We start from the raw sequence: 11869 nt of genomic DNA, 5'->3' as shown, positions 1-11869 counted from the left end.
GACCTCTCCTCCCCCCTCGCCCTGCTCCAGACCCGCCGGTCGGGCAAACCCCGCGACCTGATCGCGCCCGGTCCCGATGACGCGCAGTTGCGGCAGATATTGGAAGTGGCGCTGCGGACGCCCGATCATGGCAAACTCGCGCCGTGGCGATTCGTGGTGGTGCCGTCGACGCGGCGGGCGGCGTTGGCCGAGCTGCTGGAGAGCGCCTATCGCGCCGAAAAGCCCGACGCCGGTCGGTTGGAGATCGAAGCGATGCACCAGTTCGCGCATCAGGCCCCGACATTGGTGGTCGCGCTTTCTGCGCCGGTTGCGGGCAGCAAGATTCCGGTCTGGGAACAGCAATTGTCGGTGGGCGCGGCGATCATGAACCTGCTGCACGCCACCCATGCTCTGGGCTTTGCCGGTGGCTGGCTGACGGGATGGCCGACCTATAATGCGGATGTGCGCGCGGCCTTTGCGCAGGGGGACGAGACCATTGCGGGCTTCGTCTTCATCGGCACGCCGGGCAAAGCGCAGGAAGAGCGTCCCCGGCCAGATTATGACGCCATCGTATCGGTTTGGGACCGATAATTGCCGCTTTAACCATGATTCGCGCAATGGTCTGACTTGACCCGCATGGCTGTATTATGGCAGTGATGCACCCATGGCCGACGACTCAAAACCCGTCTATCTCCGCCTGCGTGAGATCATTGCCGCTTCCATATTGGACGGGGATTATAGCGATGGCGACCTGCTGCCATCGGTGCGCGCCTTTGCCGCGACGCAGGGGGCCAATCCGCTGACCGTGGCGAAGGCCTATCAGAGCTTTCAGGATGATGGGCTGGTCGTGGTGCGGCGTGGGGTCGGCATGTTCGTGGCCGATGGCGCGACCCGGCGGCTGCGCATTGCGGAACGCGCGCATTTCCTGGAGACGGTATGGCCGCCGGTGGCGGCGCAGATCCGGCGGTTGGGGATAAGGGCCGACGATCTGGACTTGCAGAAGGCCTGAGGGTTTCAGCGTCGGGCCTGCCCTCTCCATTGGGCTGTACGCTTCGTGAGCGTTTCTCGACTTCGCTCGAAACGAACGGATTTTAGTTAAAGCGCTGCCAGTGCGTCGACGGCATCCTGGCGGCGTGCAAAATTCCTGACCGAGACCGCCCGGCCCAGCGCCAGCTTGGCGTCATTCTTGCGCCCGGCAGCGGCATAGGCCTGACCCAGATGCAGGTTGAGCAGGGGATGGCCGGGCGCGCGGGCGACGGCCTTTTCCAGCAGATCGACCGTAGCCGGGCCTTTTTCGCCGGTTTCCAGCAACGTCCAGCCGTAGATGTCGGCGATCATCGGGTTGGCAGGCATCAGGCGATAGGCGTGGGCGGCATAGGCGCGGGCCGCTGCCCGATCCCCCGTTTCGACGGCGGCGCGGGCAAGGTCCGCCATCAGCAGCGCGTCATTGTCGCCCAGTTGCGCGCGCACAGCCTGCAGCATCCGCAGCGCGCCGCGCCAGTCGCCCGCCTCCATCGCGACGGCGGCAGCGATACGGCGCATGGCGCTGTCGGTCGGGTTCTGGGTCAGGAAGAGTTGTACGATTTGGGCCGCACGGGCGGTGTCGCCCGCGCGGTTCCATGCCGCGACGAGGCGCAGCGCGACGGCGCGGTCGAAGCGGATATTGGCGGCGCTTTCATAGGCGCGGGCCGCCTCCCCTGCCCGTCCGGCCGCGCCCAGCGTATCGCCCAGCACGATCCAGGCATCCGGCGCGCCGGGGTTGGCGCGGCTGAGCATCCGGGCACGATCGACCGCTGCGTCGGTGCGGTTGGTGCTGAGCAAGGCACGGATATAGGGGATATTGTCGCGCGCCGTGGCGGCATTGGCGGGCGGCGGGCCATCGGCCAGTTGTGCGTCGCTTGGTCCGGCAAACGGATCGGCAGCGGCGCGCACTGGCCAGGCGGCGCGGGCGAGCATGTCGGCAGCCATGGCGCGATTGCCGAGCGCTTCCTGCACGCGCGCCGCGAGGGTCAGCACATAGGGGTCGGCGTCCCGCTGGGCGACGATCGGGGCAAGGGTGGTGGCGGCGGATGGCATGTCGCCGCCCATCTGATAGGCGCGGGCCAGCAGGGTGCGGGCGGTGCGGTTGTCGGGCTGCATCGCGACCAGCGGCGCGAGCGTGTCGGCGGCGAGGACGGCATTGCCATCCTGCAGATGCAACACGCCGCGCAGCAACAAGGTGGCGGGCTCGCCATCGAGCCGCCCCTGCGTCCGCGCCAGCAGCGATCGGGCGAGATCGGCCTTGCCCGCGCGGGCGGCCATGATCGATTGCATCATCCAGGCGCGGGCATTGTCGGGTTCGAGCGCGAGGATACGGCGGGTGAGGCCCAGCATCGCGCCGGCTTCCCCCGCGTCGGCGAGCGTCGCGGCATAGGATTCGAGCGTCGGCACCGATTCGGGGTTGGCTGCGAGCGCGCGTTCGAACCAGGGGCGCGAGGCGGTGAGGCCATATTGGCCGCGCGTCAGTTCAGCGCGCAGGGTCAGCGCCTTGGCATTGGTGGGGGCAAGGCTTACCGCGCGGTCCGCCGCGACGATCGCGCCTGCCTGATCGCCGGTTGCGAGGCGCAGGCGGCCAAGATCGACCCAGCTTTCGACGTCACCGGGCGCCGTCGCGAGAGTGCGCGCCAGCTCCGCCTGCGCCGCGCGCATATCGCCCTTTGCCATGGCGGCGCGCGCCCTGATCCGCGCGGCGGCCAGGCTATGCGCGGCAGGAACGTCGGGCGCGCGGGATTCGCGCAAGGCAGCATCCACGTCGCCCTGCAATAGCAGCGCGTGTGCCATCACGTCGCGGGTGTCGGCGGGTGGTCCGCCCAGTTTTCGAGCGCGTTCGACCTCGGCCTGCGCGCCTGCGCCGTCACCCAGTTCAGCCAGCGCCCGCCCTTGCGCTTCCCGCGCGACGACCGATCGGGGATTGCCCCTGATCGCGTTCATCAATTCGACGCGCGCGGTGCGGGCATCGCCCTTGTCGAGTGCGGTGAGGCCACGGGCCAGCGCGGCGCTGCCGTCGCGTTCATGCGCGCGCCATTGCCACAGGCCCGCCACCCCCAATAACAGCAATATTATTCCGACGATCAGGGCGATGCGGGTGCGGCTCATGGATTATCCCTGCATCTGATATTGTTTGAGAAGATCGTACAAAGTCGGGCGACTAATGCCCAAAATCTTGGCCGCGCCGGAGATATTGCCATCGGTGCGAGCGATCGCGCGGCGGATCGCGCGGCGATCAGCCATTTCGCGCGCTGCTTTGAGGTTCACCAATTCCCCGCCTTCGGCCCGCTCCTCGTCCAGGTCGAGATCGGCGGCGGTCACCAGCTTGCCATCGGCCATGATGACGGCGCGCTTCATGCGGTTTTCCAGTTCGCGCACATTGCCGGGCCATGGCCAGGCATCGAGCGCGGCGAGCGCATCGGGGGCGAGGCCCTTGACCGCCGGATTCATCTCGGCAGCGAAGCGGGTGAGGAAATGGCGGGCGAGCAGCGCCGGATCGCCCGCCCGATCCTTGAGCGCCGGGATGCGGATGACGATTTCGGCGAGGCGATAATAGAGATCCTCGCGGAAACTGCCCGCGCCGATCATGGCGTCGAGATCCTGATGGGTGGCGCAGACGATGCGGGTATCGACGGCGATGGGCGTGCGCCCGCCGATCCGTTCGATCACCCGCTCCTGCAGGAAGCGAAGCAGCTTGACCTGGAGCGCGAGCGGGATGTCGCCGACTTCGTCCAGGAACAGCGTGCCGCCCTGTGCCTGCTCGATCTTGCCTAGCGTCGTCTTGATGGCGCCGGTAAACGCGCCCTTTTCATGGCCGAACAGTTCGGATTCGAGCAGCGTTTCGGGGATGGCGGCGCAGTTGATCGCCACGAACGCGCCATGGCGGCGCGGGCTGGCATCGTGCAGACCCTGGGCGAGCAATTCCTTGCCGGTGCCGCTTGCGCCCAGCAACAGCACCGACACTTGCGCGCTGGCCACGCGCTCGATCATGCGGGCGACCTTCATCATTTCGGGCGCGCCGGTCAGCACCCGGCCCAGCACCCGGCTATCGGCAGGCGCGGTTTCGGCGAGGCGCGCATTTTCCTGTTCCAGCGCGTGGACGTGGAAAGCGCGGCGGACGATGAGGCCGAGTTCATCGATGTCGACGGGTTTTTGATAGAAGTCGTAGGCCCCGCCCGAAATGGCGTCGAGCGCGCTCTCGCGGGCACCATGGCCGGATGCGACGATGACCTTCGTATCCGGCTTGATCCGCAAGATGTCGGCGAGCGTGGCGAAACCTTCGCTGGTGCCGTCCGGGTCTGGTGGCAGGCCAAGATCGAGCGTCACGACATCGGGCGCATGGGCGCGGAGCAGTTCGATCGCCTCTTCCCGGTCGCCCGCGATGAAGAGTTGATAATCCTCATAGGACCAGCGCAATTGCCGCTGAAGGCCCGGATCATCCTCTACGATCAGCAATTTGGGGCGGGTGTCGCTCATCAGGCGGCCTTTTCCTGTGTGTGGGGTGCCCGTGGCAGGCGCAAGGTGAAGCGACTGCCGACGCCAGGGCGGCTGTCGACGTCGATCCGGCCGCCCATCGCCTGCGCCAGGGCGCGGGCTTCGAACGCGCCGATCCCGAAACCGCCCGCCTTGCTGGACGAGAAGGGTTTGAAGAGTTCGCGGCGGATATATTCAGCGCTCATGCCGCGTCCCTGGTCGATGATCTCGACCAGTATTTCGCTGGCATCGGCGGACAGGCGCAGTTCGACCGGCGCGTCGGGGGCGCTGGCGTCGATGGCATTTTGCATCAAATGGGTAACGATCAATTCGACCCGTGCCGGGTCGGCCAGCGCGTCGGGCGCTTCCCCGCTGACCCGTATCAGATGCTGACGCGCGCGCGTGGCGGCCGCATGGTCGAGCAGGCCGCGCAACGCGAACGGGCGCGGATCTTCGGCGCGGCCCTTATTATGCTGCGACAGGCGGGCGAGCAGGTCGTTCATCTTGCCGACCGATTCCTGCAGTGTCAGGATCATGTCGGCGCGAAATTCGGGGTTGTCGGCATGACGTTCGGCATTGCGGGCCAACAAGGAAAGCTGGCTCACGAGATTCTTGATGTCGTGGATGATGAAAGCGAAACGGCGGTTAAATTCGTCGAAGCGGGCGGCGTCGTCGAGCGCCTGCTGGCCCTGCGCCTCGCTGATATAGGTTGCGACCTGCCGCCCGGCGGCGCGCAACATGTCGAAATCCTCCCAGTCGAGCCGCCGGTCGATCGGCGGACGGGCAAGCAGGATCGCACCGGTCAGACGGTTGAAATGGATGAGCGGCACCAGCGCCCAGAGGCGGGCATCCTGCGTCATCCAGTCAGGCAGCGGCAAGGCGGCATCGGTGGCGCGGCGTTTGCCGAGGTCGATGATCCAGCCGCTTTGCTCCAGCCGGGCGACGATAGCGGGCGACAGGGATGCGCCTTCGGGCAGGTCATCGCCCCAATTCCAGTCGGTTTCGAGCATCAACCCGCCCTGATCGTCACGCAACAGCAACAGCGCGGCGGGCGAATCGGTGATGTCGGCAATCGCCTTGGCCACGCGCTCGCCCAACGGGGCGGGGTTTTCGCCGGGGCGGCCGATCGTTTCGCCAAAGCGCATCCATTCGGTGCGATAGTCGTAACGATGCTGAAAGAAATGCTTGGCGACCTGCACTTTCCACAGCGCGCGCAGGCGTGGTGATGGCAGCAGCACCAACGCGGTGACGGCGGCGAAGAAGACTGCGGCGATCTCCACCACCCGCGCATAAGGGCCAGCGATCAGTTCGATCAGGACGGCGGTGGCGGTCAGGAGGATGACATAGAGCGCGACGGCGAAAATCGAGAGCGACTGGAAGGTCAGCGTGCGCGAGAGCGTGAGCCGTTCCGCCATCCCCTTGCGCAGGCCGATGGCGATCACCGGTGCCAGCAGGGCCATCAGAAGGCCACGCAACGCGAAAAGCTCGCTGGCGCGGCCGGGCACGAGATAGCCGATCGCATAGAGCATCAGGTCGTAGGCCCACATCGCCGCCAGCGCGCCGAACAAGAGGGTCACGCCGCCCCGCTCGCGCGATGGCCATGCGGCATAGAGATGATGGAGCAGCAACAGGCTGCCGATCGCGGTCATCATGCGCAGGATGAGCGACACGGTGACGAGCGCGCCATGCAGATCCGGGTCGAGGGCAAGTTCGTACCATGCGAGATCCGTAAAGGTCTGGAGCAGGATCAGCCCCGCAACGGCGACATAGACGGCAACGATCCCCCCGGCCTTCCCGCCCCGACCGACCGGGCCGCGCCGCAGCATGACGAACATCGTCATCAGCCATGCGGCGTTACGCATATTTTCGCCAAGGCCGGACAAAGGTTTGGCAACGCCACCGAACGACACATAGAGTGCCCAGCAGGAGGTGAGCAGCATCGCCACCGATAGCATCCGCATTTCCGCCGCATCGTTGCGGCGACGAAACAGGAAGATGCCTAGCGCTGCGAACAGCACCGCCGCCAGGGCATGGCCCCAGTTACCGACAAATTGGAGCAATAGGCCCATCGCCCGCCGCCCTTAGCGCGCGCCGTCGGGCCAGAGGATGACCCGCACCGTCTGGATCAGGATCAACAGGTCGAGGAAGGGCGTGTAATTCTTGGCGTAATAGAGATCATATTCGAGCTTATTGCGGCTATCCTCGATCGACGCGCCATAGGGATAGTTGATCTGCGCCCAGCCGGTGATGCCGGGCTTTACCATGTGCCGTTCGGCATAATAGCGTAGATGCTGTTCCAGATCCTCGACGAACTGGCGGCGTTCGGGACGGGGGCCAACGAAGCTCATCTCGCCTTTCAAGACCGTCCAGGTCTGGGGCAGTTCGTCGATGCGCAGCTTGCGCAGCCAATAGCCGAGGCGGGTGATGCGCGGATCATCCTTTTCCGCCCAGACCGCCTTGCCCGCGACTTCCGCGTCCTGGCGCATGGTGCGCAGTTTGACGATCCAGAATTCCTGGCCGAACAGACCAACCCTTTCCTGGCGGTAAAAGGCCGGCCCCTTGCTGTCGAGCTTCACCAGCAATGCGGCGAGCAGGATGATGGGGCCGGTCAGCAATAGCAGCAGCGAACTGGCGATGATGTCGAACAGGCGCTTGGCGATGCTGGAGAGCCGGCGGCCGGCCGAGAAGCCATCGGAGAAGATCAGCCAGCTTGGGTTGACGCTATCGAGATCGACCCTGCCGGTCTCGCGTTCCAGAAAGGTCGAGAGATCGTTGACATGGACGCCGGTGGTCTTGATGCGCAGCAGGTCGGACATGGGGATGGCGTTGCGCCGTTCCTCCAGCGCCAGCACCACTTCGCTGGCGTTCAGGCGAACGACGAAATCGGACATGTTGAAGATAGCGCTGCGGTTGATCGCTTCCTGCACCACCTGCGGCCCGTCATTCATGGCGATATAGCCGACGACGAGAAAGCCCGCCCCCCGTTTCTTTTCCAGTTCGCGGATGCGATCGGCCCGGTTGCCCGCGCCCAGCACGACCAGCCGCCGCTTGAACGCTTCGCCGCCCAGCATCGAGCCGAGTAGCAGGCGAACGACGATCAGCAGCGCCATGGCGAGGCCCATGGCGTAGAGCGAATTGGAGCGCCACAAGGTCATGCCCGGCATAAGGAAATAGAGGACGGAAAGGAAGATCACGCCCAGCGAAACAGCAACCAGCAAGCGCGCAAAGGCGAAGCGGATCGATTGGAGCGCCTCGGTGCCATAGACGCCGACGGCGATCATCGCGGTCTGGACGGCAAAGGCGAAGCTGAGCAGCGGGCCCATTCGGGTCATGACATGGTCGATATCCATGCCGATTTGCCGCGCGCGCAATATCCAGCCGCCCTCCGCCGCACAGAGCAGCAGGACGAAATCGAACAGCCCAAGCAGCAGCACAGCGTGCGGCACATAATGTTTGAACAGCCTGATCATGCGTCGCGCCCATTTCCCCAGTCGCCACAAGCGATACTGACAAGGTCGGGAAAAGCCTTACAACCAGCTGTAAGGAAATCCGACAGTGGCGGCACCCTGCCGGAAAATGGCAAAGATTTCCTGAATCCCGCGCAATATCGGGGAATGGATCAGATTATTTGCGGAGCCGGTCGGCGGCGTTGCGGGCCGCCTCCTCCATCACGCGCGCGGCGTCATCGACGGACTGGGCCGCGGCAGTGACGGCGTCGGCCCGCCTGTCGTTGCGGCGATGTTCGGTGAGGTAGAAGAAACCGATGGCCAGGATGAGGGCAATCGCCACCAGTGCGAATATAAACCCGCCCGCGCGTGGACGCTTGTCCGCGTCCTCCACGAAGGGCTTTACAGGCTGGTTGGGGTCGATACGCACACTCATCTCCTTTGGTAAAAGGACAACGGGTGGCACCATGCTATCGTTCCAGATCAATCCTCTACGGACTGACCACCCCGCCCCCGGCTGAGACGATCGACATCCTCCATGATCTCATCGAGCACGGCGGTATCGGTCGTTTCCTGGCTGCGTCGCGAGGGTAGATCGCCGCTTTCCATGAGCAGTTCCAGCGCAGCGCGCCCACGGGCGACTCGACTCTTGATCGTGCCGACGGCGACGCCGCAAATCTCGGCGGCTTCTTCATAAGCGAAGCCACCTGCGCCCACCAGGATCAGCGCTTCGCGCTGCGGTTGGGGCAATTGCAGCAGGGCGCGTTGCATATCGCTGAGTTCGACATGCTTGTCCTGGCTGGCCGGTGCCGCAAGGATGCGGTCGGCCGTCAGGTCGTCCCATTCGCCGCGAAAGCGCGAACGGCGCATCTGCGAGAGATAATGGTTGCGCAGGATGATGAAGGTCCAGGCGCGCATGTTCGTGCCGGCCTGAAACCGGGCGCGTGCGGCCCATGCCTTGAGCAGGGTTTCCTGCACCAGATCATCCGCCACATCACGGTTGCCCGACAAGGAACGGCCAAAAGCACGGAGATGCGGGATGACTGCGGCCAGTTCACGCTTGAAATCCGAATCCGAAAGCGCAGCGCGCTCCTCGATCGGCTCTACGTCCTCATCCATGGAAACAACCCCCATATTGGCTGTCGCCCTCGCCGCAGGAACCGACGTCGTCAAAGCCATAAATGCGCCTATACCCTAATCAGAATTTTGCCAAAGGCCATAAGGCCTGAGAAGCATTGGTCAGAGCCAAAGCACCACCAGCATACCGATGACCACTAGCCCCAGCGAAATGCCGAGAACATAACGCACGACATGTTCCTTCGAACCGCCACGCGCTTCGTTCGTCGTGATATGCTCTTCTTGATCTGCCATAATCTCTCTCCCCGATCGTTACGCATGACTAACGCAACGACCGGCGGGGAGTTCCAAACGACATGGATATAAGCGTAACGATCAGACCGGCGCGGTCGCTTGATCGAAGAACAACGCCTGCGAAATGGCGGCCTTCACGGTCGAGCGCTGGAACGGCTTGGTGATGAGGAAGGTCGGTTCTGGCCGCTCACCCGTCAGCAATCGTTCGGGGAAGGCGGTGATGAAGATCACGGGCACCGCGAACTCGGCAAGGATGTCCTTGACCGCATCGATGCCGCTGCTGTCGTCGGCCAATTGAATGTCGGCAAGGACCAGCCCTGGACGATCGGCGAGCGCTTCGCGCACCGCGTCTTCGGCGGTCACGGCGATGGCGGTGACGTCATGACCCAGATCGCGGACGATGGTTTCGATGTCCATCGCGATGATCGGCTCGTCTTCGATGATCAGCACCTTGGCACGGGTCTGCGCCTCGATCTCGCTCAACGCTTCTTCGACCAGACCTTCGACATCATCACTGTCCATGTCGATCAGATAGGCGACATCATCGACCGTGAAGCCTTCCAGCGCGGTTAGCAGCAAGGCCTGGCGCGGCAGGGGCGTCAGGCGGGCAAGGCGCGCCTGGGCAATGGCTTCCCGATCGCCATCGACGGTCAGCGGCACGTCTTCCAGATGCGACGACGACCAGATGGCATGAAAGGTACGATAGAGGCCAAGACGCGGATCGACGTCAGACGGAAACTCCTCCGGCGCGGCAACGATCGCTTCGAGCGCAGCGCGAACATAGGCGTCGCCATGCGTCTGGCTGCCGGTCAGTGCGCGCGCATAGCGACGCAGAAACGGAAGATGGGGGTGTAGTTGCTGTCCAAGCGACATCGTCAATTCGTCTCCCTGCCCATGTGCGGGCCTGTTGTATCCGACGCGGGGAAGGATATGCGAAAGGATGGAATGTCGATGCCCATATGGCAACCCCCCACCCTTCGATGCCCCCCGAAACCGGCAGCGCTAAAAAAACGCTCGCTTGGCCGGAACCAACGAAGGGGGAATTTGTTTCGCAGTCACATGGTTTTTTCGGCAAGGGTGCGATTATCGTGGCTTTAACGCGGAACGACGAATTGACGCGCCGCAAGATTCCCGCAAATACGGACTGGCTGGCGTGACAGAGATTGCTTCAGAGGGGCAGATTTTGGTTTCTTCTACCACGGAACATAGTTCGACTGCAGCGGATGGGAAGGAAAGCGCAAAGATAGCCGCTTCCCCTCGCAAGGGCCGAGCCGCGCCCCCTATGGATGATGGCCATGTGTCGCAAGTCCTGCGCAATGTGTATCAGCGCGCCGTCGATGAGGATATTCCCGCCGAGATGCTGGACCTGTTAAGCAAACTGGACTGAGTAGCAGATGATCCGGGGCAGCCTTCCTCCGGCAGCCCGATCGCTGACGGAACCCATTGTTCGACTTTTCCGGTCAACCGGCGTCAAGATGTTCCTCATCCTGACGCTGGCCCTATTGCCATTGGGGCTAATCGCCCTGATCGCCTCCCTGCAGGCGATCCGCACCGCTGATCTGGAAAAAGAAGCGTTGCTGCGGATCGCGGTGACGCAGAGCGCGCGCAAGCTGACCGCCGACCTCCAGTCCGATCGCACCGCGCTGCAGCTCACGGTCGATAGTCTCGCGTCCAACAGCGCCGACCGCGCCATCTGCAACCGGCTATCGCTGTTTCTGGCCGCCAATGACGCCGAGGGCGGCCAATTTTATATCTACGACAGCGCAGGCCGTCGCCTGTGCAACTCCAGCGAACGCGAGCCCGCGTCGATGACGCCGACGGCGCGTTTCGATGGTCCCGCGACCGAGTTGCTGGCCGATGCCCCCTATTTGGTCAGCCGCGTGCCCAGCGCGAATAAGCGCATCACCGCCTTGATCTATTATTCGCGCACCCATCTCGAAAGCGTGGCCGATCCGGCTACGGCGCTGCAGAACCGGAAATTGACGTTGCGGCAGGGCGATCGCCGACTGGCGATCAGCCATGTCCGCAAGGATCCGCCGGGCGGCAAAAGAAGCAGCCTGTCGGCGCGGCTGGACCCCTATGACGTGGAATTGACGATGACGGTGCGAGAGCCGCCCGCGACGATCGCCCGCATGTTGTCCTTGTTCCTGCCCTTGGTCATGTGGTTCGCGGCGGCGGCGATCGGCTGGTTCGTGGTCAATCGCGTGCTGATCCGGCCGCTGGTCATCTTGCGGCGCGCGGTGGCGGCGTATCAGCCCGGCGAAGTGCTGGAGCCGTTGCAGCGGATGCGGACGCCAGCGCAGGAGATCGTCGCGCTGGGCGAGACGTTCCGCGAAATCAGCGAGGATGTGGCGACCCATGAGGCCGAGATGGCCGAGGGATTGGAAACGCAGCGCAAGCTGACGCGCGAAGTCCATCATCGGGTCAAGAATAACCTTCAGATCATTGCCAGCCTCATCAACCTTCACGCCCGGTCGGCGCATGAACCCGAAGCGGTCGAAGCCTATGCCTCGATCCAGCGGCGCGTCGATGCCCTGTCGGTGGTGCATCGCAATCATTTTGCCGAGCTGGAG

13 protein-coding genes are annotated in these 11869 nt (G+C 64.1%); 5 read left to right on the top strand and 8 right to left on the bottom strand.

Going from position 1 to position 11869, the window contains the following annotated elements:
- Together IL54_RS01695 and IL54_RS01690 are read left to right on the top strand one after the other, a co-directional pair.
- Positions 1-570: nitroreductase family protein (locus IL54_RS01695; protein ID WP_081912731.1), on the top strand; the 570-nt coding region annotated here is incomplete at its 5' end.
- 73 nt (positions 571-643) lie between these two features.
- Positions 644-988, top strand: a complete 345-nt coding sequence (locus tag IL54_RS01690) for a GntR family transcriptional regulator (RefSeq protein WP_037472449.1) — start codon at positions 644-646, stop codon at positions 986-988.
- 86 nt (positions 989-1074) lie between these two features.
- Here the strand turns inward: IL54_RS01690 and IL54_RS01685 are convergent, their stop codons facing one another.
- The 8 genes from IL54_RS01685 to IL54_RS01650 form a co-directional block, all read right to left on the bottom strand.
- On the bottom strand, positions 1075-3114 hold the full coding sequence (locus tag IL54_RS01685; RefSeq protein WP_037472447.1) for a tetratricopeptide repeat protein: 2040 nt from the start codon (positions 3112-3114) through the stop codon (positions 1075-1077).
- Between the two features lie 3 nt (positions 3115-3117).
- Positions 3118-4482, bottom strand: coding sequence for a PEP-CTERM-box response regulator transcription factor (prsR, locus tag IL54_RS01680; protein ID WP_037472445.1), 1365 nt, complete (start codon positions 4480-4482; stop codon positions 3118-3120).
- On the bottom strand, positions 4482-6548 hold the full coding sequence (prsK, locus tag IL54_RS01675; protein ID WP_037472444.1) for an XrtA/PEP-CTERM system histidine kinase PrsK: 2067 nt from the start codon (positions 6546-6548) through the stop codon (positions 4482-4484). Before prsK ends, prsR begins: the two co-directional genes overlap by 1 nt.
- A 12-nt stretch (positions 6549-6560) precedes the next feature.
- Entirely contained in the window at positions 6561-7949 is a 1389-nt protein-coding gene (locus IL54_RS01670) for a TIGR03013 family XrtA/PEP-CTERM system glycosyltransferase (protein WP_037472442.1), read from the bottom strand.
- A 154-nt stretch (positions 7950-8103) separates the two neighbouring features.
- Positions 8104-8349: a hypothetical protein gene (locus IL54_RS01665; protein WP_037472560.1), complete on the bottom strand. Its 246-nt coding sequence runs from the start codon at positions 8347-8349 to the stop codon at positions 8104-8106.
- Positions 8350-8408: 59 nt separating this feature from the next.
- Entirely contained in the window at positions 8409-9044 is a 636-nt protein-coding gene (locus IL54_RS01660; protein WP_037472440.1) for a sigma-70 family RNA polymerase sigma factor, read from the bottom strand.
- A gap of 120 nt (positions 9045-9164) precedes the next feature.
- Positions 9165-9296 carry a hypothetical protein gene (locus tag IL54_RS25645; RefSeq protein ID WP_037472438.1) on the bottom strand — a complete coding sequence of 44 codons (132 nt, stop codon included), beginning with the start codon at positions 9294-9296 and terminating at the stop codon, positions 9165-9167.
- Between the two features lie 81 nt (positions 9297-9377).
- On the bottom strand, positions 9378-10169 hold the full coding sequence (locus tag IL54_RS01650) for a response regulator (RefSeq protein WP_037472436.1): 792 nt from the start codon (positions 10167-10169) through the stop codon (positions 9378-9380).
- 86 nt (positions 10170-10255) lie between these two features.
- On the opposite strand from IL54_RS01650, the gene IL54_RS24515 reads away from it, so the two are divergent.
- The 3 genes from IL54_RS24515 to IL54_RS01640 form a co-directional block, all read left to right on the top strand.
- Positions 10256-10453 carry a hypothetical protein gene (locus IL54_RS24515; RefSeq protein ID WP_237748748.1) on the top strand — a complete coding sequence of 66 codons (198 nt, stop codon included), beginning with the start codon at positions 10256-10258 and terminating at the stop codon, positions 10451-10453.
- Positions 10450-10683 (top strand): NepR family anti-sigma factor, encoded by a 234-nt coding sequence (locus IL54_RS25260; RefSeq protein WP_037472434.1) that lies wholly within the window; start codon positions 10450-10452, stop codon positions 10681-10683. Before IL54_RS24515 ends, IL54_RS25260 begins: the two co-directional genes overlap by 4 nt.
- An 88-nt stretch (positions 10684-10771) precedes the next feature.
- Positions 10772-11869: sensor histidine kinase (locus IL54_RS01640; protein WP_037472558.1), on the top strand; the 1098-nt coding region annotated here is incomplete at its 3' end.

It is taken from the genome of Sphingobium sp. ba1, from assembly GCF_000743655.1.
Classification (GTDB): domain Bacteria; phylum Pseudomonadota; class Alphaproteobacteria; order Sphingomonadales; family Sphingomonadaceae; genus Sphingobium.
The sequence above is the reverse complement of the archived record's forward strand: the minus strand, read 5'-3'. Positions and strand labels throughout refer to the sequence as shown.

Coding starts and splice junctions, on each gene's coding strand:
- IL54_RS01690 (WP_037472449.1), top strand. CDS start 644: ATGGCCGACGACTCAAAACCCGTCTATCTCCGCCTGCGTGAGATCATT.
- IL54_RS01685 (WP_037472447.1), bottom strand. CDS start 3,114: ATGAGCCGCACCCGCATCGCCCTGATCGTCGGAATAATATTGCTGTTA.
- prsR (WP_037472445.1), bottom strand. CDS start 4,482: ATGAGCGACACCCGCCCCAAATTGCTGATCGTAGAGGATGATCCGGGC.
- prsK (WP_037472444.1), bottom strand. CDS start 6,548: ATGGGCCTATTGCTCCAATTTGTCGGTAACTGGGGCCATGCCCTGGCG.
- IL54_RS01670 (WP_037472442.1), bottom strand. CDS start 7,949: ATGATCAGGCTGTTCAAACATTATGTGCCGCACGCTGTGCTGCTGCTT.
- IL54_RS01660 (WP_037472440.1), bottom strand. CDS start 9,044: ATGGATGAGGACGTAGAGCCGATCGAGGAGCGCGCTGCGCTTTCGGAT.
- IL54_RS25645 (WP_037472438.1), bottom strand. CDS start 9,296: ATGGCAGATCAAGAAGAGCATATCACGACGAACGAAGCGCGTGGCGGT.
- IL54_RS01650 (WP_037472436.1), bottom strand. CDS start 10,169: ATGTCGCTTGGACAGCAACTACACCCCCATCTTCCGTTTCTGCGTCGC.
- IL54_RS24515 (WP_237748748.1), top strand. CDS start 10,256: ATGGCAACCCCCCACCCTTCGATGCCCCCCGAAACCGGCAGCGCTAAA.